Annotated in this window: 23 protein-coding genes; 10 read left to right on the top strand and 13 right to left on the bottom strand. The window is 38.9% G+C overall.

The genetic code is table 11. The annotated features are described in order from the left end of the window. Positions 1 to 19: 19 nt before the first annotated feature. From ACU1JV_RS05600 to ACU1JV_RS05585, 4 genes are read right to left on the bottom strand one after another with little or no spacing between them, the layout of a single operon-like run. Positions 20 to 649 carry a hypothetical protein gene (locus ACU1JV_RS05600; RefSeq protein WP_413986803.1) on the bottom strand — a complete coding sequence of 210 codons (630 nt, stop codon included), beginning with the start codon at positions 647 to 649 and terminating at the stop codon, positions 20 to 22. 12 nt (positions 650 to 661) lie between these two features. Then, the gene (locus ACU1JV_RS05595) at positions 662 to 1,174 is read right to left on the bottom strand and encodes an imm11 family protein (RefSeq protein ID WP_413986802.1); all 513 of its coding nucleotides are present in this window, start codon (positions 1,172 to 1,174) and stop codon (positions 662 to 664) included. Positions 1,175 to 1,186: 12 nt separating this feature from the next. After that, the gene (locus tag ACU1JV_RS05590; protein ID WP_413986801.1) at positions 1,187 to 2,290 is read right to left on the bottom strand and encodes a pentapeptide repeat-containing protein; all 1,104 of its coding nucleotides are present in this window, start codon (positions 2,288 to 2,290) and stop codon (positions 1,187 to 1,189) included. A 20-nt stretch (positions 2,291 to 2,310) separates the two neighbouring features. Next, positions 2,311 to 3,813, bottom strand: a complete 1,503-nt coding sequence (locus ACU1JV_RS05585) for a hypothetical protein (protein ID WP_413986800.1) — start codon at positions 3,811 to 3,813, stop codon at positions 2,311 to 2,313. A 249-nt stretch (positions 3,814 to 4,062) separates the two neighbouring features. Here ACU1JV_RS05585 and ACU1JV_RS05580 point away from each other — a divergent pair, with 249 nt between their 5' ends. The 9 genes from ACU1JV_RS05580 (at position 4,063) to ACU1JV_RS05540 (ending at position 12,152) form a co-directional block, all read left to right on the top strand. Beyond that, entirely contained in the window at positions 4,063 to 5,025 is a 963-nt protein-coding gene (locus ACU1JV_RS05580; RefSeq protein WP_165081827.1) for a helix-turn-helix transcriptional regulator, read from the top strand. Between the two features lie 108 nt (positions 5,026 to 5,133). After that, positions 5,134 to 5,760, top strand: coding sequence for a type 1 glutamine amidotransferase family protein (locus tag ACU1JV_RS05575; protein WP_165081829.1), 627 nt, complete (start codon positions 5,134 to 5,136; stop codon positions 5,758 to 5,760). Between the two features lie 49 nt (positions 5,761 to 5,809). Next, entirely contained in the window at positions 5,810 to 6,334 is a 525-nt protein-coding gene (locus ACU1JV_RS05570) for a VOC family protein (protein WP_446724531.1), read from the top strand. A gap of 660 nt (positions 6,335 to 6,994) precedes the next feature. Further along, complete coding sequence (locus ACU1JV_RS05565; protein WP_413986799.1) at positions 6,995 to 7,312, top strand: hypothetical protein; 318 nt, start codon at positions 6,995 to 6,997, stop codon at positions 7,310 to 7,312. A gap of 75 nt (positions 7,313 to 7,387) precedes the next feature. Continuing rightward, positions 7,388 to 8,071, top strand: coding sequence for a DUF5819 family protein (locus ACU1JV_RS05560; RefSeq protein ID WP_446724530.1), 684 nt, complete (start codon positions 7,388 to 7,390; stop codon positions 8,069 to 8,071). A gap of 544 nt (positions 8,072 to 8,615) precedes the next feature. Continuing rightward, positions 8,616 to 9,392, top strand: coding sequence for a DCC1-like thiol-disulfide oxidoreductase family protein (locus ACU1JV_RS05555; protein WP_412534808.1), 777 nt, complete (start codon positions 8,616 to 8,618; stop codon positions 9,390 to 9,392). Positions 9,393 to 9,402: 10 nt separating this feature from the next. Beyond that, entirely contained in the window at positions 9,403 to 10,527 is a 1,125-nt protein-coding gene (locus ACU1JV_RS05550; RefSeq protein ID WP_013372454.1) for a serine hydrolase, read from the top strand. Next, positions 10,528 to 11,460: a M23 family metallopeptidase gene (locus ACU1JV_RS05545; RefSeq protein WP_058830048.1), complete on the top strand. Its 933-nt coding sequence runs from the start codon at positions 10,528 to 10,530 to the stop codon at positions 11,458 to 11,460. Between the two features lie 179 nt (positions 11,461 to 11,639). Further along, complete coding sequence (locus tag ACU1JV_RS05540; RefSeq protein ID WP_058830047.1) at positions 11,640 to 12,152, top strand: copper amine oxidase N-terminal domain-containing protein; 513 nt, start codon at positions 11,640 to 11,642, stop codon at positions 12,150 to 12,152. Between the two features lie 415 nt (positions 12,153 to 12,567). Here ACU1JV_RS05540 and ACU1JV_RS05535 read toward each other — a convergent pair whose 3' ends face one another. Together ACU1JV_RS05535 and ACU1JV_RS05530 are read right to left on the bottom strand one after the other, a co-directional pair. Continuing rightward, complete coding sequence (locus ACU1JV_RS05535) at positions 12,568 to 13,440, bottom strand: copper amine oxidase N-terminal domain-containing protein (protein WP_058830046.1); 873 nt, start codon at positions 13,438 to 13,440, stop codon at positions 12,568 to 12,570. A gap of 268 nt (positions 13,441 to 13,708) precedes the next feature. Beyond that, positions 13,709 to 15,136, bottom strand: a complete 1,428-nt coding sequence (locus tag ACU1JV_RS05530; protein WP_058830045.1) for a pyridoxal phosphate-dependent decarboxylase family protein — start codon at positions 15,134 to 15,136, stop codon at positions 13,709 to 13,711. Positions 15,137 to 15,205: 69 nt separating this feature from the next. Here ACU1JV_RS05530 and ACU1JV_RS05525 point away from each other — a divergent pair, with 69 nt between their 5' ends. Continuing rightward, entirely contained in the window at positions 15,206 to 15,460 is a 255-nt protein-coding gene (locus tag ACU1JV_RS05525; protein ID WP_081317865.1) for a restriction endonuclease, read from the top strand. Between the two features lie 276 nt (positions 15,461 to 15,736). On the opposite strand, the gene ACU1JV_RS05520 is transcribed toward ACU1JV_RS05525, so the two are convergent. The 7 genes from ACU1JV_RS05520 to ACU1JV_RS05490 form a co-directional block, all read right to left on the bottom strand. Then, on the bottom strand, positions 15,737 to 16,096 hold the full coding sequence (locus tag ACU1JV_RS05520; protein WP_013311396.1) for a putative zinc-binding protein: 360 nt from the start codon (positions 16,094 to 16,096) through the stop codon (positions 15,737 to 15,739). Positions 16,097 to 16,284: 188 nt separating this feature from the next. Beyond that, positions 16,285 to 16,617, bottom strand: coding sequence for an Imm8 family immunity protein (locus ACU1JV_RS05515; RefSeq protein WP_058830044.1), 333 nt, complete (start codon positions 16,615 to 16,617; stop codon positions 16,285 to 16,287). A gap of 210 nt (positions 16,618 to 16,827) precedes the next feature. After that, positions 16,828 to 17,619 (bottom strand): hypothetical protein, encoded by a 792-nt coding sequence (locus tag ACU1JV_RS05510; protein WP_058830043.1) that lies wholly within the window; start codon positions 17,617 to 17,619, stop codon positions 16,828 to 16,830. 92 nt (positions 17,620 to 17,711) lie between these two features. Further along, positions 17,712 to 18,092 carry a hypothetical protein gene (locus tag ACU1JV_RS05505; protein WP_253806513.1) on the bottom strand — a complete coding sequence of 127 codons (381 nt, stop codon included), beginning with the start codon at positions 18,090 to 18,092 and terminating at the stop codon, positions 17,712 to 17,714. An 851-nt stretch (positions 18,093 to 18,943) separates the two neighbouring features. Continuing rightward, a complete protein-coding gene (locus ACU1JV_RS05500; RefSeq protein WP_058830042.1) occupies positions 18,944 to 19,369 on the bottom strand; it encodes a hypothetical protein in 426 nt (141 codons plus the stop codon). 124 nt (positions 19,370 to 19,493) lie between these two features. Beyond that, positions 19,494 to 19,976, bottom strand: a complete 483-nt coding sequence (locus ACU1JV_RS05495) for an antitoxin YezG family protein (RefSeq protein ID WP_058830041.1) — start codon at positions 19,974 to 19,976, stop codon at positions 19,494 to 19,496. Then, positions 19,969 to 23,037: a DNA/RNA non-specific endonuclease gene (locus ACU1JV_RS05490; protein WP_413986797.1), complete on the bottom strand. Its 3,069-nt coding sequence runs from the start codon at positions 23,035 to 23,037 to the stop codon at positions 19,969 to 19,971. The genes ACU1JV_RS05495 and ACU1JV_RS05490 overlap by 8 nt, the downstream gene beginning before the upstream one ends. Positions 23,038 to 23,364 lie beyond the last annotated feature (327 nt).

Genomic DNA, 23,364 nt, shown 5'->3' with positions numbered 1-23,364 from the left:
TTGGATAAAAGGTATAGATTCAAGAAAGCTCCAACCATGTCGCAGTATGCAGCATGGCATAGGTTAACGGAACCCAGAGGGGAGCATCCTCCAGCTTAAATTGGCAACTCCCGATCATAGCCTTGCCACGCCAGGAACGCACAAAGACAATCTGATAATAGGGAGAGGGGGAAACTAGAAAAATAGCTTCATAGCAGCCAATGATGGTATCTTGAATAGAAAGAATCTTTTCATCTACAAGCTTCATACTTGGTTGTGCGCGACTGGTTTGCTTAATCATCTGTTGTTGATAGACTTCTATTTGCGTAGGGTCCAGTTCTTGCCCGCTTTGGTGCAGACCGAACAGGATTCCGCCCAGCTTGTCCTGAACGACGAAGCTTCTCGATGGATCTACCGTCTGTCCAGTTCGAACTTCTGGAGCAAGAGAGTCAGGCAGGGAAATGGTGACTTGATTTTCAAAGACAGGAAGGGTTTGAAACCGAATTTCCTGTTCATTCGTCAGCGTTAGTGAGCCTTTTAAAATTCCCTCTATCGCTTCTTCAATAGATATCATCATCCAGCTTTCATCGTTTTCCGCTGTACTTAATTGCTCTTTCAATATTTGCTGATGATGCAGTTTTAAAAAAAATTCATCCCAATGCTCCGTCAAGATTGAACCTCCTTATAAGAGTTCTAGCTTCTGTAGCCGAAAACCACTCAAACTCCGCCGAAGCAAGCTTTCAGCAGCCTCTAAGCTAACGATGAAATAAGGTTCCCTCACGTTGGACAATCGGAAAAAATGGTGTCCATTCACCTTATGGCTATCTAGAACAAGTCGTTTTAGAGTTTGGTCGTGCGCATAAAATTCAGTCTGTTCTGAAATGCCATCCACAGTGGGAACGGAACAAATCCAATATAATTCCTGACGGCTAGGTTCCCGGTTCACGATATACACCTGCTTAAAACGAGCTTGTGTATTGTATAATTCTAGAATCCGTTTCATAGGATCGGAAAATAGCGGTTGTGAGGTTAAAAATGGTAGCCAGTCCGTATACTCCGCATCTTCTGTCGCATGAACATCTAAAACCTGAGCCGGAGGCATGCCAACAAATGGCGTTTTAAAAAGATTTAAATTCATCGGTTCAATGTTTCGGGATATACGATGACCATCGACCAGCACATAATAATGGCGCATACACATTCCTCCTTACTCCGTCCACACAATAGATTGAAGCTGTGCTTCGCTTAGTTTCCAATGCTGGTAGTACTTTTGCGGGACGAGGGTTCCTTGCATCGAAGCCCCATCAAAATACGCATGTTCAAACGAATGCACATCCGTAAAATCGGCCCCATCCAGGATGGCATGTTCAAAATGAAGGCCACATAGACCTGGTACCCGAACTCCATGTTCCCGATAAGGTTGTCCGCTGGCATTACTGAAGTTAGCATCTCTCAAATCGCTATATCTAAAATCCGCGTCGGTCAGTAAGCATCCCTGAAAGCTACCCCCTGCTAGATTCGATCGCTGCCACATGCTTCCGATCAATATGCAGGTGTGAAACTGGCTTTCCCGTAAGTCAGTGTGGCTAAAATCGTTATAGCGCAGATCCTTTTGCATCAGGTGAAGGTGGGGAAGAGAGAGCCGCTTTAGGCTTTCGTAAACATAGGGTTCTTCTTCACTGGAGTGTATCAATTGCTCTCTCACATGATCTGCAAGAAGTGCTTCCTGATCTTCGACATATAGATTCTCGCTGATATCCTTGTATTCGCCCGTTCGGATGACTACACGATCAGCTTTATGAATAGCGAGATACTCAGGCATTTGAACCACTTCTGCTATCCCTAAGCGCAGAAGGGAGCTCACAAACTGGTGGAATAAAGGAGCGGATTCCAACATCAATCGTTCAACGTCCACTGAAGTGATCGTCCCCATATATATTTTTCGTTCCTTCTCCAAGGCTTCCAACATGATACTCATTGGTGCGTAAGCCCATGACGCGTCATAGGTTAACTTGCAATCGGAATCATCTTCGTACCATTCAGCAGAATAAGCCTCGACCATATACAGGTAGGATTGCTCCAGCATCTGAGTGCGCAAGAACGAGTAGTGAATATATCCAATGGGTTCTTTTTGGCCTTGTTGCTGCATGTTCAGAATGTGTATACACAAATCCCTAAACGATTCTTTGAAATCGGAGATTAGTTGAGCTTGGTAGCGATCAAACATGGCTTCCAGCCTGTCCAACTGAATGTCCAGCAAAGGTGTAAAATGATGTTCTTTAAAATGGTGTAATGCCGCTTGTTTATCCATCTGCTAGTTTTCACCTTCCGTTAGTTCATCTTAATTTCCGTGCCGGAGAAGGTGGTTTTGTCATCCAACGTGATCGTGTTACCTTTACCAGACAGCTCAATTTTTCCGGCAGAAAGCTGGATGTTACCGGAACTCATAATAATATCCGAAGCCGCGCTAATACTCACATTTTTTCCACTTACAATATCAATGCCTGTTTTATCGTTAATGACAATGGACATGCCATTGCCAGAAATAACGATTTGATCTGGGGCGAGCATGATTTCTTTGCCGTATTTGGTTCGCAGCGTTTTAATGGCAGGATCAGCCATTCGATCTGGCGCAGGAGCTACCGCAGACAGTGCCGAAGAAGACTTTGATCCGGCAGACGAAGCAGAAGTTGTGCCATGACCAGAAGTAACAGAAGCTTTTCCCCCGGAAGGTTGTGGTTCTCTTTTAACTGAGCTGATTGCGTATCCTTCTTCTTCCTTATAACTGGGGAAATAAATGCGAATGCTGTCCCCATCCTCAGGCATACAATACCAGCCCGTGTTATCCGCAGAGGCATAAATGGTAGAGTAGGGAAACCAGTAATCTGTGTTCGGATCTTGCTGATCGTCCATATCGAGCTGGGCACGTACTTTGTCCCGACGAACGCTCAGTACTTTGCCTTGAATAGAAGCGCCGATAATGGAGCGATTGTAGTCTTTAATCGGACGTAAGCCGCTTCGTGGTGACAGCTTGGCGGTATGGGTCAGTACCCCGTCCTTCATCTCTGTTAGCACTTCAGCTACGATCAGCTTATGACCTTGAAAGGTCACTTCGTAGCCAGGCTCCAGCAATTTCTCCGTCTCGACCTCATATTGGATAAAATCCGCATCACGCACGCCAGGGATATGGTTCTCTGAGGCGGTTTGAAAATCCGCGACCCGTTTGGTGACTTTATAATTGGTAGATTGTATTTCGCCCTTGCTGAGTCCCATAGGTAGACCAAAATAAAACTTTGGCACTCCATAGCCCACTGCAGGAATGAGCGGAGAGTAGAAGTGGGAAGCCATCCGTTTCAGAAATTGCCAATCGGTTTCATCATATTGCATGATAAAGGTACCAATGGGCTTCTTATGGGACACAACATCCATCGCTTCTGCTTTGGAGTAGTCCGATACAATACTTTCAATCAAACCCGTATAGGTGAGCTTGGGATTTTGGAAAGAGCGTTGATGGCGTTTAATATCTAACTCGTAGGTATGAGAGATGGCTTCGACGGTTAGGTAATGGACCCCGTGAACGACTTTTTCCTCCACATCCAAGGCAATGCCTCGAAAAAGAGGCTGCCGATTGCCATTTTTGTCCGTAACAAAAGCTTTGACCTGGGTTTCTTCATCCGAAGCACGTACATACAGCTCTCGCTTTTTCTCCGAGATGATGCCTGTACAGATCATTCGGGCATGGTCATTGACTGTTTTAAAGATTTTAAGTTCATGAAGGCGGACGAACTCATAAGGCATGATTTCGATATGACCGTACGTCACGATATTTTCCATAGGTGTCTCCTTCTGTAGTTGTGTTTAAAAAGTGGAATTATAAATCCAGCATATGTATTTATCGGTTAAAAGAGAGAGTTAGTTTACAGAATGACCCATTCATTATGGTATTTACTATGTGTAAATCTGGAATTTGGAGATATGAGAGGGAAGTATAAGATGGAAAAAAGCATATAATAGGTGGTAAGAGGGAGTATAAAGTGATATTTATAAAAGATTAAGCTTTAATAAGAGAGGAGGGTTCATGTTATGCCAAAAAACGGTAATATGCTGGCCATTTTATGGATGCTGAATTCGGGTGTGAAAATGACCGCAAAACAAATATCCGAAAAGTTAGAAATAAATATAAGGACAGTTTATCGGTATATTGACGCACTATGCGCCAGTGGAGTGCCTATAATATCCGACACGGGTCATCATGGCGGGTATCGCTTGCTGAATAATTTTATTAGAGCACCTTTACTATTTGATATGGAGGAAAAAAAGGCGCTCCTTCATGCTGCGGTTTTTGCAAAAGAGGCTGGATACCCTTTGAGTGAGGCATTAAGCAATGCGACGTCAAAATTGAAAATGTATTCGAATCAAGAGCAGGAAAGTATACTTAGTCGTCATTTAGCCGGATTTGAAGTGATAAATCGCATGGGAGATCCTTCTCTTCAGCCGATATTGGCAGAATTGGAGCAGGCTGTAGCCAACGAATTCTCTGTCGAAATGGATTATCGCACAAGCCATGAAGAACAACCCAAGAATAGAATGATAGACCCCTACGGAATGGTTTACTGGAACAACAAATGGTATACTGTTGCATTTTGTCACCTAAGGAATGAGATCCGTAGCTTTCGGGCAGATCGGATTCTACAGATTAAGCGTACTCCAAGCCTATTTAAGCGGCCTGAGGCTTTTTCGGCTCGTGAATTTTTTATGCAAAATCTGTTACCTGATTTAGTAGGCAAGGACGGTTTAATTTCTTTAATGATCGAAGGCAAGTCAGAGGCATTGGATGACTTATGTCTGCATTGGTTTTTGGGGCATCATCTGAAAGAACGAACCGCTAACCAAGCCATCTTTTTGCTTGAGGAAAAATCACTTCATACATATGTCCCTTATTTACTCCTCCCCTATGGGAAATCCATTCAAGTCATCGAACCACAGAGCTTGAAGGAAAAACTAGTTGCTGTTGCGTCGGAGTTAGTAGAATATTATCAGCGCTAAAAGCTTCACTGACAGCAGATGTCAGTGAAGCTTTTTTATAATGGGGATAATCACGGGTTACCGAGGTTGGTATCACTTGATAAATTATAAAATAAGGAGAACCTGTGAATGAATAGTACGGTATATCTTTATGTTTTTGACACTATGGCAGACTGGGAGATCGGTTACTTAACTGCCGAACTGAACTCGGGGAGATATTATAAAAAGGGGCTGGTCCCATCCAAAATAGTTACTGTGGGAATGGAGAAGACTCCTGTCACTACCATGGGTGGATTGAAAATCCTGCCTGACATCAAACTGGATGAGTGCAGTATTGAAAGCACGGATTTATTGATTTTACCCGGTGGAAATACATGGACAGAAACCATTCACCAACCGATCTTAAAAGTCGCTGAGAGGTGTTTAGAGAAAGGTATATGGGTTGCAGCGATTTGTGGTGCTACCATGGGACTTGCCCAGGCAGGACTGCTGAATTCACGTTCGCATACGAGCAATGATCTGGAATACCTTAAAATGATCTGTCCCACCTATACGGGCGAAAAGTATTACAAAATGGAGTCTGCTGTAACGGATGGAAAACTAATCACTGCATCTGGAATGGCTCCGTTGGAATTCTCCGTACACGTTTTGAAAGCTCTAGGTGTGTTTTCTTCTAAAACATTAGAGGCTTGGTATAGTCTTAATAAGACTCGTGCATCCAAACATTACTATGAATTGATGAATTCAATCCAATGAAGCTAAGCATAAAACTGAACTGTTACGATCATTTAAAGGAGGAGTTAAAATGACTGAAAGCAGAGAATATGTGGGAGTGTCAGGTAAATATACAAAGAAGGGAATACCCAACGGCTTTACATCTATTACCCCGTTTATTACTGTGGAGAATCCTTCGGAAGCAATAGAGTTTTATAAAGCGGTTTTCAATGCGAGAGTTAAGGATATTACTGAATTTCCTGATGAGAATGGCAATAAAATCATTGTTCATGCGGAATTAGATTTTGGAAATGGTTTTTTGCAGCTGGGAGCAGCGAATCCGACATATCAATTGGTCTTGCCGCCAGATGAAGGAAATGCGTGTTATTCTTTCGGAATTTACGTAATGAATGTGAATCAGGTCATTGAAAATGCGGTAGCAAGAGGAGCGAAAGTAAGGGAACCCGTTACAAACTTTGTTTCAGGTGATCGATTCGCAAGTATATTGGATCCCTGTGGAGTAAGATGGTCTATTATGACCAGGATTGAGGATTTGTCAGAAGAAGAAAGTAGTCTTAGGGTTGCTGAATGGGCCAAAAGCTTTAGTGAAAAATAGATGCGATCACTTTTTAATAAAAAAGTATTAAGAATGACAGTTTGCTGAAATGATGTAATAAAAATTCGGATGCCAGATAGTTGGCCCAAAATACGGCAATCATTGTCACCACACAAGAGTATGAGGAGTGCTGTACACTGTCAGTAAGAAAAGATTGATTACAGAATGCATTGGTGTTTAGCTCCTCAATGAGGGTCTAGTTGATAAATGGAGAGAGCTCCTCAAGTCTGATACATATGGCTTGAAGAACACTGATAATAACAATTAATGTATATTAAAAGTTTGGGACAGAGGTTCAACTCCCCACGTCTTTATACTGAAATCCGCTCATTGAGCGGGTTTTTGCTTTTAATCACCCTTAATTGTAGACCAAATGTAGACATGAAACTATTTAAGGCACAGAGTTTGATGGGGTTTGTAGAGATTGCTGTTTTCTTTTCTTAATGGATTTTAAAATGAAGCGTGACTGGACTAAGATAATAATTTTTAATTTTAATTACCAAAAATTTATGTTTATGATTTTTGGCAAGGGAAAATAAGATATAAAATATGGAAGGGAGTGATATAATAAGTAATTATATTAAATAATAGTAATATAAAAGTTATAAAACTAAGAGATTGAAATTATTTTGTTACTAACCATTTTAGGAGGAATTATCTATGAAGAAAAAATTAACAATACTTAGTCTGGCTCTAGCCATCACAGCCTTCTCTACTGTAAGTTTAAGCGCTTCTTACGCTTCTGATTATGACGTTTCCTCTGGAAATTCTTCTCCTTTAATTAGCGCGAATGCAAATGGTGCTGCTATTGAACCTCAAGCAATAGCCTCCCTTGCTCGTAAAGCAGTACAAGTTGGTAAAGCAGCTTATGAAGCTAACAAGGATGCTCTGAGAGAAGCGACCCGCTTAGGAAGTCTATTAGGTACAGGTGTTTCTAGCAGTGATGTAGAGAATGCAGATGTAATTTTTGATAAATAGCTGAAATATTAGGGAGAGGATCAGATTTTTATGTTTCTCTCTCCCTGATGTTATTAAAAAGAGGTGATTTCTTAAATGAAAAAAAAAAGTGAAGCGTGTATTTTAAATGCTACGTTATTCTCTTTATCGTTGTTCTTGATGGTTCATTTCTTCTTTATTTTACTTCACGCTGGACCGCTTAACCCGGTCTCTGTTTCATTGAAATCAGTAACTGATAACTATGTTGGACGGTTTTTTCAACAAAACTGGCATCTATTTGCTCCCCAGCCTATGACTCAAAATCTAAAATTATATGTACGTGTGAAGTATAAGGAGGAGGGCAGTACCAAAACTGTTTTAAGCAATTGGTATGATGTTACTGAACCTATGATTAGGACGAATGAGACGACAGTATTTTCACCTTATAATAGGATGCTCAGAATTGGAAGTGGATACATACATCAATTATATATAGGAGGGAAAGATGACCTAACATATAAATTAATGGATAAAATATCAAGAAAAGAAAATATATCCAAAGAAATAAATGCTTCTTTAGAAAAAGATTCGGATCAAGTTGAACAAATCATTTATCGCTATGCTTCTGCGTTTGCAAAAAGGGAGTTTTTGAAACATGAAATAACTGATGTCCAGTTTATGACCTCAATATCGGATGCGATTCCATATTCAAAGCGGAATGATCTTCATTTTAAAGTGAAAGAAGAGAATGTCGTATATGATTGGAAAGGAGTTGTAAAGGATGTTGTTGAATTACCGTAATTTTTTTATGAATGAACGCTTTCTTATTGGTACAAGTATCCTTCGGATATGTATTGGGTTGATATTACTTTTCAATTATTTTATTCATTATAAACAAAGATACTTTTTTTGGCACGAATCTGGAATTAATATTTATTCTACTGGGTACAAGTCATTAACATGGTCTTTATATAATTTGAATTCATCAGCTTTATTTTTTGACTTTATCTATCACCTAGGAATTATAGTTACTATTTTTTATTTAATAGGATATAAAGGCCGTCTTTTTTCAATTCTAGCCTACTTATTTTTTTATTCATTGTATGTTCGCTCTTTTCATATTAGTGACGGAGGAGACAACTTACTTATAGTGAATATGTTTTTTCTGTTGTTCACCAATAACACTGCCTATTTCTCTTTGGATTCTAAAATGAACAACTCACGTGGAAAAGACTCGAAAGACTCTTTACTCTATAAGTTATCCGTGATAATCCACAATTTTGCAGTACTTTTTTGTATTATACAACTGTGTATTGTTTATTTTTTCTCAGGAATGTACCAGCTTATGGGCGAAATGTGGCAAAACGGAACAGCACTTTATTATATATCTCAAGTGAGAGAGTTTAGCAGACCTATTTTGGATTATATGGTTAACCATTATGTTGGACTCACCATTCTATTCACTTATTTATCTATAATTATTAAAATTGCATTCCCTTTTGCTGTGATTAATAAGAGGCTTAAACCGTTTGTAGTTATTGCCATGATATTGTTTCATATAGGTATTGCTATAGGAATGGGTTTGCTGACATTTTCGTTAATTATGATTGTTATGGAATTATTGTTGTTTACGGATCAAGAATATAAAAAGTTATACCATTTTATAAAGATCAGTTTCCGGAAAATAACAATTACAATTCGAAGAAAAACAAGAAGATTAGGATATGTAAGCTTTCAACACAAACAAATTCTGGTTTTCTATGATGGTTGGTGTCCTGTCTGTACAAATATAAAAGACTATTTGTACAAGCTGGATTATTTTAGAATGCTACGGCTTGTTAGTTTTCGGAATTCTTCATTGGTTCAAGCATACAAATTAGATGTTGATGAATTACAAAGGCGAATGCATAGCTTCTCACTGAATGATCCCAGTAGAATACACCGCGGAATTGACTCTATTGCACAAATTTGTACAAGAATACCGTATCTATGGTGGGCGGTTCCCTTTATAATCATTTTCAAAAAAATGGGTATAGGCGGTTATTTGTATGATTATATAGCTTCTAAAAGAAAAGTGATTCCTGTAGGGAACTGTGACGATTTATGTGAACTTCACCATTAAGGAGCAAAGTATGCAAATAATCTTATTGTTAGTAGCTATAACTTTAATATTTGTTTTCATATGTATCCTGTTTTTGCTCATTGCGAAGCGCCAAAATAATAAGAAAACAGAAATAGATGTTCTAAGCTTTTTGAAGGAAAATCCGAGTAAAGCTTCTTTGTATATGATCAAAAATGGTATGGAGAAAATCAGCTACAACTCAGAAGTTAAAATGCCGCTTGCCAGCACTGCGAAAGTGATCATCGCTATTGAGTTTGCTCGCCAAGTAGCGGCAAAGCTGTTAGATGAACATGAACTTGTGGATTTAGAGGAATTAAATAAATTTTATATTCCTGGTTCTGATGGCAACGCTCATAATAGCTGGATCAAATGGATTAAGTCAAATCATAAAGAGGTTCAAGGAAAAATTACATTATTTGAAATTGCTCACGGTATGTTAGCTTACAGTTCCAATGCCAATACAGAATTTCTGATGGATAAAATGGGATTAGATGAGATAAATGAAAATATAAATAAACTCTCACTTTCGTTACATGATAAAATTTTTCCTTTTTCATCTGCGGGTTTAATGTCTTCTTATATCCAAGAAGTAGATAAAATAGGATTTAAAGAATCGATACAAAAAATAAGTGAAATGACCTACAAAGAATACATGGAAAAATCCATTGAAATTCACCAGATACTAAATAGTGATAAGGGGTTAGGATGTATTCAGAAATGGAACACCAAGCAGAATTATGCACGAAGGCTTCAAGTGCTGGAATCGCGCAAGCTTCCTCGTTCAACGACTAAAGAATATGCTTACCTCATGAAGCTTATACACAAGGAGGAGTTGGTTCCTTCTACTTTAAATCCATATCTAAAAATGCTAATTCAGCGACAGGTGGATAACTCCAAGCTAATAGAGTTCGGGAACAAAGGTGGGTCTACCATTTCTGTCCTAACAGAGGCTTTATATTGTACGGATCGGGAAGGAAATGACATTCAACTAGCCATGTTTATTCAAGATGATTCTGGGGTGGATCACATTTGGCTCAAGCAGAAGCTGGATTTATTTTTTCATAAATTATTAACGGATACTGAATTTCAAAAAGAGGTAAGTAAAAAATTATCATATGATAAAGGAAGAAATTGAATGTTTTTTTATTTTGTAAAAATGCTGCTGATTCCACTTATACTTTATTGGATTATGGCTTACTTTCCATTTAAAAATCGTATTTCGTGGTATATTCACACTTTGTTTACAAGTGCATATACGTTCATGATTTTATTCATAAATGATTGGACAGAAATTAGTTATTATTTACGTCCGGTTTGCATCGTATTGTTTGGATGTTCCTTATTCCGTCAAATGGTTACTTTACGCTCTTTTAAATTTAATGGCTTAAATAGAAAAACACGAATATTCCTTTCTCTTTATGGTTTATTAGCGATATATCAAGTTTTTATATGTATTTTATTTAATATTTCATACATTACATCCACTCCTAAACACGAAGATGCAGTCGATTTAGCGTTCCCTTTGAAAGGAGGGGCTTACGAGGTAGTGAATGGTGGAATGAGTTCATCTATGAACTATCACTTTTCGCATCGTACTCTGAAATATGCGGTAGATATAACCAAGCTCACCCCGTTAGGTTCAAGAAAAGGAAAATTTGATAATCCTGAATCTTTAAAATCCTATCCCATTTATAATGATTCAGTATATAGTCCGGTTGAGGGTAGAATTATCGAAGTTGTGGATGGAGTAGAAGATAATGTGCCAAACTCCCTGGGTCGTAGTAATACAAATATGATTATCATCAAACACAAAGGATATAATATTTTGCTGTTACACTTGAAGAAAAATAGTCTGTTAGTTAAGAAAAATGATTTTGTCAAGGTTGGACAAGAAATTGCGAAAGCAGGAAACTCAGGTTACAGCAGTGAGCCGCATCTTCATATTCATGCTATAAAACATGACAATAAGAGAGATTACTTCAATGGAACTTCGATACCTATTACTTTTAATGGTAATTACTTAAAAAGAAATGATTTATTGCTTAATCAAACGCTTATTTTTCGATAAAAATGAATATCTCCTTAGAACGTCGGTTTGAGAATTTGTTTGTCAGGTTTTCCGTACATCGTCTCGACACATGTTGATTACTGTTCACTGTCAGTAAGGAAAGATTGAATACAGGATGCATTTGGTGTTTTAGCTTCTCAATGAGGGGCTAGTTGATAAATGGGGAGAGGTAATAAACCATGTTAAAACGTATAATTTTACCCTTAGCTGTTATCTTTGTGTTTGTTTCTTCTATCTCAGTTGAGAACGCTTATGCAGGATCTAAATTTAGTTATAATGTTGAAGTTGATGTAAATAACAGCGCTTTGACATTAGATCCATTTGGAGAGAAATCTACAAACGAAAATAATAGCACTTTGATAACAGACATCAATCCCTATATAGAGAGATCCACCAACACAGTATACGTCCCTATTAAATTCATATCTGAGGGCTTGGGAGAGTCTGTCTCGTGGAACAGGCCTACACAAGAAGTTACCATTAAATCGAAGAATGGTACAATTATACGATTAACCGTGGGTAGCAAAGTTGCATACGTGAACGATGAAGAAAAGATGATGCCAAGTGCTCCCGTTATGCCAGAATTTCCAAACCGGGTCATGGTTCCTCTTAGATTTGTTTCGGAAGTTCTGGGAGCTATAGTAAATACAACGACGATCAATGGAACATTACATGTTCACATTAAGAAATAATGCTTGATTGCTTGGGAATAGGTAACAAACCAAGGACTCTTCTAATCTTGGATCGTAGGTTTGAGGAGTGAAAATTTTTAATGCATATTAAAAAGTTCGGAACAGGGGGGGCAACTCCCCATGTCTCTATACTGAAACCCGCTCTTGAGCGGGTTTTTGCTTTAAATATTTAAGACATCGAGTTAAGTGAGCTTGTAGAATTCTGCTACGTTAGTACAGCTGTTGTAATCCTTCGAGAAACTAATCTAGCCAATGGGCGAGGTAGCATAAGAAAAGCCATGACTCAAGACATACTCTTATCAGTTAAAGAGCTAAGGGCCTTTTAATTGATTTTTAGTATTGTATATCTATTTGACAGAGTCTGTTCAGACCGACTACCAAGCATTTGTATTGAGTTTAAACTTCTCCAATATTACTATTTTCGTTCGTTCTTCGTTTTTAATGTTCTTCCGGCAGCTAATATATACTGCAAAGGGTCATTTATTTTGAGATACGACAGACTTTGAGACACGCTGCCTTCCGGATTAACTTTTGGACGTTTTCGATCCGGGAGATCTATAGACGCGAAGTCTGCATCTATATCCACCGTTTGATTAAAATAGCCAATGATGTGCAAATCTTCTTTCCCTTCTCTAATCGTAGAGCCTGTCCGATTTAATCCACTCACCGTAATACTCCCTCTGGTTTCGCCTGCTGAGTTTTTCTCTTCCACAAGCTTGAAATTTTGAATATCCAGTGCAGAAGGATTATCAAGAATGAATCTTCCTTGGTCCAGTTCTATTACTCTTTGAAAAGTCTTGCTTTGGTCAAAAGCCGGATTTTTTAAAATCACTTTGTTGTTCCTGTACTCAAACGGGATATTCATACTTCTCAGCAATACTCCAAGCGGAATGACAAAGGCATCCTGAATCACTTCGGGCTGAGTGTCCATCTGTGCTGGAGTATTGTTCAGTTTATATGTTTTTGCTCCCTTTTGAAACACAATTTCATTTGAACTCCACCTGATTTTTGCTTCCTGAAGTTTACCGTTATAATCAACTTTTGCGCCAAGAAGCTCGGCAACGGAACGAAGCGGAACCATGAGACGTTTTTCTTCATTAACGTAGGGACCAATCGGTGTGCAGTACAAAACATCATAATCATTCACTTTGAGCAAAGAGGTTCCTTTGACATGAATAGAGTGATTAATCGGTGCTGCATTAGCGTTATAAGAAGAGGTTCCAAATATAGCACTCACAAGAACTGCAAGAGATAATACAGCCGTTCTATAAAAATATTTTCGTTTCATTTTTTTACCCTCCGTGAATTGAGATAGGTTGCGTAAGATCGCATGTTTGCTTTGGAGCAGTGATAGTTTGTCCTTCTTTGACACATGTGGAGTGCGTACGTTTTAGGATTGAGTGCTGTTCATTGTTACTGCATTGTACAATGGCAAATAATTTGGAAGATGTCTGGGAAAACAGTAAAGAGGGGCGGCGTGCCCCTCTTATTTGTGTGATGCTGAACATTTTCATCTATTTACAGAAAGTGCAGTACTTCATTTTCACAATTGAACATCATAAAAGAGCTTTTTTCTCATTCAATGATCTTGCTATATTCGATAAAAGCTGAATTGTATTCCTTATCTCATCTTCCGTAGTGTCTGGGTGAATGGCACAGATTCGGAGAACCGTTTTTCCATTAAGTTGTGTCGTAAGCACAGAGGCGTATCCGTTTGTCATCATTTCTTGGGAGATCCTTTTATTGAGTGAATCTAATTCTTGGTCGGATAATCCAGGTGGTGCATATCGAAAATTAACAATCGCTAACTGCGCGGGGGATACAATTTCCCAATGATTATGTTTCTTGATTTCATCTTCAGCCCATTCTGCGAGTTGAACTCCATGCTCTATGGCTTCACCGACAGCATCAGTCCCCAAAGCTTGCAGTGTCACCCACAGTTTCAAACTTCGAGCAGGTCGCGTTAATTCGGGGCCCAGATCCCAATAATTAATATATTCTTCATTAGTCTCGGCATCTTTCAAATATTCTGGATGTGTGCTGAAGCAGTTTCTAAGCTGTTGATTTTCTTTGGCTAAAACTACGCTGCAGGAATAGGTCTGCATTAGCCATTTATGTGCATCCCAGGTGATACTATCTGAACGCGATATCCCGCTCAAAAGAGACTTATATTTCGAAGAAGCCAAAATCGACGCACCGTAAGCTCCATCCACGTGTAACCAAATATTATGTTTTTCACATAAGTCAGCAATTTCGTTTAGCGGGTCAATGCTTCCTGTATTGGTTGTGCCTGCTGTGGCAATGATCGCAAAAGGCTTCATGCCAGCCGCCTGATCATCCATTACCTTTTTTTCTAAGGCTGAAACATCCATACGAAATTTTTTATCACTTGGAACTTTCCTGATTTGATCACCACGGAATCCGAGGATGCGTAGCCCTTTGGCGACCGATGAATGAGTTTGATCTGAAACATAAGCGGTTCCAATGGCATATTCCTGCTCGGATAGCCTTGCATTGCGGGCAGCCGCTAACGCGGTCAAATTTGACAGCGATCCGCCCGACAGAAATAAGCCCCCAGCCGTATCTGGATATCCTGCTTGGTCACACATCCACCGGATCACTTCTCCCTCTAAAAGGCTTGCGCTCGAACTCAGCATCCAGCTTCCGGCGTGGGTATTATAAGCACTGGTCATGATATCTCCTAACCAAGAGTAAAGAGACATTGGACTAGGAACCAAGGCGAAAAAGCGAGGGTGTTGCATGAAAGTTTGATGAGAATAAACGTTTTTCCTCATTTCATCGACAACTTCTTTTACGGGTCTTCCTTTTTTGGGAAAACCAATTTTCCTTAAATGAGCTATTGTTTCCTCATCTGCAGTGTTGATTACTTTTTGAGATCGGATATTATTATTTTCTGACATATATGAATGTATGAACCGCTCAATAATCTCACCTAATTGCTGATTTGGTTCTTGATTCATCATAAGCATCTCCTTTGCTTAATATCAACAAAGTATAATATAACATCTGTTGTCATTTTGTGATATTCACCGATTTCATCATTATGTTTATTTTTAGGCTTTTCGCTATTACGTAAAGTAATTCTCAAAGGCAAAGAGGGCTATATAATCGCCGTTCAGTGCAGATGCTGGAAACGTGATGTTGGGAATGAGATAGTACTCCAACTCAAGGCTGGTACGCAGGTACATAGTTGCTGTGTTGCTTGGATGGTAACGACGAGTAATTTTACAAGGCAGCTAAGGAGGCGGGGGAGCTTGAATATAGGAGGGGGAAACTTAGTTATCTGAAAAGTATTAAAAAAAGAATGTATAGTCACTTGTAAGAAAGAAAAGGGTTCGAAAACGCTTTGCCATATGTTGCAAATGAGCTGCTTAAAAATTTGAAAAATGACTCTAATTAGAACCCCAAATTCTTTAGGATTTTTATATCCAATAATTAAACTGGGAGTAAAAAAATACTGGTGGCCCCTAAAGATATGTTAGGAGCCACCAGTAAAAACTAATTTACGATATTGTGCATATTGAGAGCCATCTTTCGATACACACCTTAATTTTGACTAAGGATTATTGTCCAATTTGTTCTAAGATTTGTGTGTAAGCATTCCTATAATGATCAGGGTTAGGATCTTCTCCTATGATCTTGGGTACGTCAAAGTCAGACAGCAGGAAATGGTGTTTGGGTTGAACTTCATGCCTTGCTAAGCAACTCTTGCAACAGGACAAGGGACAGCCGTCAATTGCAATGATGTCACGTCCCGATTTTGCTGTTCTGACAAGGGGTTTGACATCACCACCAACACCAGCAATGCAGGACATTTCAGCGACTTTTTCTCGGTCCATTTGTATAGCGATCATGTTAGCGGTTTGTGCTGCGGAGGAACATCCAGAACAAGAATAGACAAGAGGTAAATCAGTTCTTTTCATCTTTGTACACTTCCTTGTTTTTTCTTTGTGATCGATCACGGTATCTTTGGTTTCAGCTGAAATAAATTTAAAATTGTTTATATTTTAACTTAAATTTACAGTCTAAACCGTGATCGTGATCACGACATTGTTTTTGTGAAATCTGCTATAGGGCTAACTGTGTGTATGTAAATCAACTAGATCTCTAATTATTCATCCATCTCCCAACGAAAATATGTAGATAGGTTTTTGTATGCCTTATTAATATCATCATCTGTGCATCTATTAATGATACGGTTTAATGTTGTTTCAAGTGTATTTTCATTAAAGTCCTTTGCTATAAAATGACCATGCCCGATAATAATATCACCTTGATCTGCCATTCTATCTAACCTTTTTGGACTTATTAGTTCAAGTGAAAACATGTCTGATGCTCCATTTATTTCACTGGGTCCGATATCTACATTATAAGTAATATAGAAATCGTCTATATCTTCACCCCAATCCTCATACATCTTGGTTAAAGCCTTTATTATAAGCATTTAATTATTCTCCTATTCTTCAATATCAATATGAACATTACTTACCTGCTTTGGTGCCTATGCTTTACCAGCACTGTATTCTTCGAACATTTCCTTTTTCAAGTCAAACGTCTTTAGATGGGAAGGGATCTCAAGTCATTGTTTTAGGGGAAAGATAGGGGCAGGTTCTACGATTTCTTGTCCACAGTGACTTCTTTGGCGTTATGTTTTTTACTTTGGTAAAGTGTAAATAACATCAAATGGGTTCTTATCTTCAAAAAAATCGGTGTAGAGCTTTGCAATTTCGTTTAAATTCAAATCCTTATTATATCGCAATAATCTCCCTAATTTCACCAATACGTCAGCTTCTTTTGAGGTTACTATTTTCTTTTGTACTATATTTTCTGTATTTTTTGGGGTTACCCATGCCCAATCATTCATAGCCGCTTCAGTAAATGGATATCCAAAAGATAACGAACTGACATGAGCGTATTCTGAACACAGAGGATGAACAATTAATAAAAAGGCTGCAATTATTCCTGAACGATATCTTATCCTTTGTGCTTTTTGAACCTCTTGAGCAAATGATTCTAGGTAATGAGGGATTTCTCCCCAATTAGAACGTCCCATTGAAACTAGTATATCAAGGGCAAATTTATTATTTAATTTATTGGCCAATTGTAAGAATATCTGATTGTTTGTAGATCCGGAGGCAGTAAATGCACCTAAACATCTTGCAGCTTCCTGAACGTTAGTCGCACCTTCTGATATAAGTTTCACATATTCGTCCAGTACCGTATCGTCGCTAACGAATTCTGGAGATTCCACAATTGTTTCAATTAAAAGCGCCTTTGTACTCTGTTCTTTAACCAGAGGAATCATACTAACAAGTTGAGCAAAATAGTCACCCTCTAATTCTTCTAAATTGCAATCATTTTTTAATAACTTTAGAGCAGCTACTATAACACTATCATCTTTATCTAAAGACGCGTTTATTATTAGGTGCATAATTTTTCCAATCACATATTTCTTCCTCTCAGGATTAGATTAAAAGGCTCATCCTCCTCATTGTTTCAGAATAAGCCATTAGATGATCCTTTTATTTAACATTTGAACTACTCACTCTTAATAGCTCTTCTCCCAGATCCAAAATACTCTTGGAAAAAGTTGAAATCAAACAACTTCCCAAGAGATTTCATGTATTTAGACTCTACTTTTTTAAAATTTGCTTGCTCTATGCTACTGCTATTCATGAAATCAAAAGGAACTGTCTCCTCAATATTAAATTTTAATGTTATTTTAGGCTTACTTTCAGTAACAATCATTAATGCTACGTAGCAATCCTCTAGGAAAGATAACTTCCCCCCACATTTACATACAATATCACCGCTATCAATTGTATAGGGCCAACTGTAAGATTGCTCACGTCCTGCAAGAAGGTTACCTTCAATTAGTTTGAAATCCGCACCTTTGACCCCCTCAATTCGAACTTTCATTTTTCCAAATACAAAAAGTGAATCATCTTTTACATGAAGTCCCTGATTTTTATTTGATCTTTAAAATTATAAATATCTATCACTGTATTTATGAGTTCAAATTCGTATATTCCTCTAACATCACTTGGAAAATTCAAAAAAATAGTCGGTGTAAATTCTCCATCACCATCTATAATTCCATCAAATTCTTCATTACTTATATCAAGAGTAAGTATCATTTCACTATAACCTCACTTTCTTATAAAGGTGTACTAATCTAGCATTGGTGATTTTATATTTTCACCATCTGTAGTTAAATAGCTGCCATCATTGGGGATCTCTCGTCTTTCACCTTTATCTTCAACCCTCTATCCTCTAATGTTCTCACCAGCTTGTTCATATTACCAAACGGCATTAAGGCCAAGAGTAAAGCAAAAAAATAAGTCAATCATGGTAGTATCTGACCATAATCGACTCGTTCGACTTAATTCAAAAATGTTATTTAGGATACTCTGATTTTACTTTTATCATATAATAAACAGGAAAAAGTTACCTTTTATATCCGCTATCTTTAAAAATATCTTCTTCTAAATAAGGATAATTCAGTAGCTCTAGATTTTTTTTAGTGATATACCTGGTTTGATTTTCATCAAGATTATTATTGATAAATAAACACTGTTCTTAGTGAATTTCCCTCCCTTAGCCGTTTGAGTCTGTGTATGTAAACTCTGATGGGGAGGGATGGAAAGTTATTGTTTTTTTGGATGGAAATCCATACATACTAATAAAACAAGTTGGAATGAGCTTTTGTAAGTTTATCGAGTGCTTGAATCAGTTAGTGTTTGGTTTGTTGGTAAGTATTCGAATTTACTCTAAAAACTCTTTTCTGCTTGAATTTGTTCAAACCATTCCATTGAAATATCGTCTGCAGTTTTAACCGGATGATTAGTGTGTACTAATTCATAATTGTAATTAGCTGTTAATTTGTTTGATTTGACATCATAAATTATTTTCATTTCTGTAGGTATTTCACGTCCATATCTTTTGCATAAATGAAAAGATTTCTCAATATCATTGTTTATTATTTTTATAACTCTACGTTGTCTTTTAACAGATACGTCATATACAAAAACGTCTTTTTCTGCACTGTTTAATACATCATTAAGTTTATGTCTTTCAATAACTTTGTTGTTTATACGATAAAAAAAGTCGCTAGAAATCATTCCCTCTTCATATGAGCAATAAATATAAATTTTATCTGCTCTATCATTAACATATTCCAAGCAAATGGAAACCATATCAGCTTGTAACTCGCTAAAAAAATTTTCAAATAGATTAGTTATATAAATCTCTCCTAATTTAGGATTAGAAGGTCTCCAAACTATCTCAATATTATTTTCTCTAAAAGTAACATAGTTATGCTTATTTATTTTCTCTTTCTACAGTTTCAAGATACTTTTCTAAATGCTTTTTTCCTGAGTTACTTTTAGGCATAATGCCGAGATAATTGTATTTCCAAATCGTTTTTCTTGCATGAGGGTCTGTGTTCGAAAGATTGTCATAATTAAAATCAATTTTGAATTTTCCTGTACTTTCTAATACTAAAGTTAGATTGCTCCAGGCCTCTTGGTCGTTATCTTTAAATTCTCTCCAGAGCACCTGAATTAAATCCACTAATTCATTCCACTTTTCAGAATATTCAATTTCACTTACTGTGAAAATTTCAGGAATGTCATGGCTGTAAACAGCTGTATCACTACCCTCAGGATAAAAGTAAAAATATGCAGTTTGGGCACCGTCTACGATTTCGCCGTACAGGTAGACCTTAGACCATTCCTCGGGAATCGCATCCACTATGACTTCTGCTATTTGTTGATATAATATTCCTAATCGTTCATCATTCATTCAATTTCCCTCCTGGTACATTATCGAATCTACTAAATTCCCAATCTTCTTCACCAATTTTATATTTAATATCAAAACTTTCAGGACGTTGAGAATTCCCCTTGTAATTTGGTGTTATTTTTACCTTCACTTCATCGCCTTGTTTAAGTGCGTCAGCCCAAGAATTTTCGAGTTTCTTCCATTCACCTTTATTTAGATTACCATTCATTGGCACGAGATTATCAAGATTCCCTGAACCCTTAAATATACTTGCAATCAGATGGCCACCTTCGTCATCAGGCAAACGATCTTCTCGACCTGCAATCCTCTGAGCATATCCGTTTCTTTTTCCGTCTCCTAATTTGAGTTCACCTTCCACATTTGAAACACGTCCTTGACCATCGGTTTTATAATTGTATCCTTCCTTACTAGTATACTCAATATCTGGTTTCAAAACCTTTTTGCGACCATTTTTAGTGTAATGATCTCCATAGTTTACTTTGGTAGGATTTTCTGAAATCTTCTCAGTTTTAGGCGGTTTCTCCTTAGGTTTGCTCGGCTTAGGAGGAGCGGAACCATGTTTGCCTTCATCTTTGATCATTTGCCAGAGTTCAGCGGAGCTTTTTCCAGTGTTGGACGCGCCACTGTAGAGCGCCTTACCTCCATGAACCATGAAACCAGCGGATGCTGCTGCTGCCAGTACGCCTACAGGAGTTAATACGCCCGTAGAAGTCGCAATTACAGATATGCCTTCTCCTCCCACCCCAGCGATTACTTCCCCAGCACCTACTAAAGTGCTAACCACGTTTCCTGCAACTTCGCCTACCTTACCTGCTGTCGGGTGCTTAGGATGATAGTCACGTTGCTTATATAAATCCATTGACATATTCACCTTGATGGTTTCATTGGCTCCCTGAGCAGCATCCCATATCAATTCACCTTGAAGCTGTGCCGCTTCCCTTTTTGCTTGAGCAGCCATCATGTCATTTTTAGCACTTTGTTCAAACATCTTTTCCCACCAAGGCTTAGGTTCCACGACTTGTGGTTTAGGCTGCTGTGCCATGCGGCTGTCGTAATTGGCTCTCCAGCGTTTTCTTACTTCTTCCGGAACCTGCTGATACGCATGAACCATGGCATTCGATTCTTTAAGCAGATTCTGTACTAGTTCCAATGTGCCGCCGGAATGCGCTATATGACGTGCGCTCGTAAACACTTTCCCAAGAATCCACTTGTTATAATAGGCTTGTTTAGCTTTCTCATGCTCGTGTATACTAATCAACCCTTGCATGGCCAAACCAGCCAAGTGTTTCAACGGATGAATGCCGTTCCCCTTACTGCCTCCAACGGTAGGGGTTCCTTTGCTCCGAACAGGGATCGCTGCGGTTGCTCTCAGAATTATACCACCCGCAGGTCCACTCAGCGCACCCGCTACAACACCAGCCACTTTTCCCATCACTGGAATGGAGCCTAATAGTTTGGACACCGTACCCATCAAGGCATTCGCCTGTTTAAGCTCTGCTGGACTTGTGACTTTTGCTTTAGGAGTAGAGGCTTGGCTGCTAGATGAATCCTTGGCTGCTGATTGAGCTGCTTCATAGGCTTTTATGCTCATGAGTGGCGGCTCAGGTACAGGAGGGAGGTCAGCCACGAAAACAGGAGCCTTCACTGTACCTTCCTGATAAATCACCGGAGCCTTGGTATCTGTCTCACCATCCAGTACCATACTGCTGGCTCCGCCTTTTAGATACAGCGCCGTTCCAGCTTCCAGTGAAAGTTCCTGTCCAGCATCAAGCTTCACGTGACCACCCTGAATTTGCACATTCCCCGGACTGTCAATCGTAATGCCGTTACCTTCATGCAGTGTAATGGAAAATTCACCGGAGGTGGATAGGGTCAGTTCATGCTCAGACATTTCGACGCCGCTACCTTGCACATGTTGCCATACCTTCACATTCGGCTTTCCATTTGCGTGGCGTTGTTGTCGGAGCGAATCCGTTACATAGGCATCCTGTTCGCGGTGGGTGGACAGATACAATTCCACCTGTTCCCCGATCTCAGGCATATCGTACCAGCCACTATGTTCTTCCGCGACATAACGGGTGGTGATGGGAAACCAGCACGCTTTGGCAGGATCTTGCTTCGGGTCAATGTCCAGTTGAAGCTGTACAAAATCCTGCTGTACCTTGAGCACCGTTCCTGTCAGCGAAATTCCAGTAGCCTGATGGTTTTCATACCGCGCATAGCGGATATCTTGTTCGGCTTGAAGATCATAACGGGTGCGCAGTAAGCCATCTGCTAAGGTTGTCACTGCTCGAACCACGACCAGTTCTTTGCCTTGTCCAATAGGTAACGTGATAAGGTCGCCTAGTGCATAGTATTGCAGGCTTTCGATCATATAGGTGACATACGAGCCAGCACGTTCTCCCGGCTTTTTCACATCCAGCTCATGAAACGTTTTCCGTACTCGATAAAATACATCCCGCTCCACCTTATGCTGTTTGCCTTCTGGCATACCGAAGAAAACCTTGGGCGAGGCTGCGGTTACCTCTGGTACAAGTATGGAGCCGAAGCGAGAAGCGAGGCGTTTTAAAAACGCCCAATCCGTCTCCTCATATTGTAAAACAAACGTCTCCAATTTGGCATGGTTGCTTACCGTATCAATGGCATCTCCGTACTGATATTTTCGAACCAGCGCTGTGACCAGATCGTCATAGGTGCGGTGAATATCTTGATAGGAGCGTCTTTTACGTTTGATATCCATCTGGTATGAATGGGAAGCGGCCTCCAATTCAAACGTATACACGCCTCGCACACAATGTACGAACATACGTGTAACAATCCCGTGGAACAGCCTTCTTAGCGATTGTCCCTGATCATCCAACTGACGAATCACAATGGGCTCCTGCTCCATATTTTGACCAATACAAGCTACTCCCTGTTCTTCGGAGAGCATCCCACTGATATGTAAGTAGGCATGATCGTTAATTGTACGTGTTATTTGAAGTTGTTCGATGTGTAGGGGCTGAAAGGGACCATAAAAGCGTAGGCTTTCATATCCAATCCCATCTGATAATACGCTCAAGTGAGTTCATAACTCCTTTCCAGATGTGATGGGTATTTTTCTAAGTTGAATTTGCTTCTGATTATAGAAGCCGCAGATGAGTACAACTTGAGTTAAGACCCATATGTATCACTGAGTTTATTTGGCATAGAAACCTTGTTATTCGGATTTAGGAGTTTCAAGTAAGCTTCCATTCAAGGTACAAAGGGCAAGAGGAGATATTTAAATAACAGTCCAGCATATGTATATATCGGTTAAAAGAGAGATTTAGTTTACAGAATGACCCATTGAAAGCGGTATATACAATGTGTATTTATGGGAGAAGGAGAGTTATGCGATGTGTAATAT

Source organism: Paenibacillus sp. T2-29 (assembly GCF_052921365.1).
This window is presented reverse-complemented; position numbering and strand designations above follow the sequence as displayed.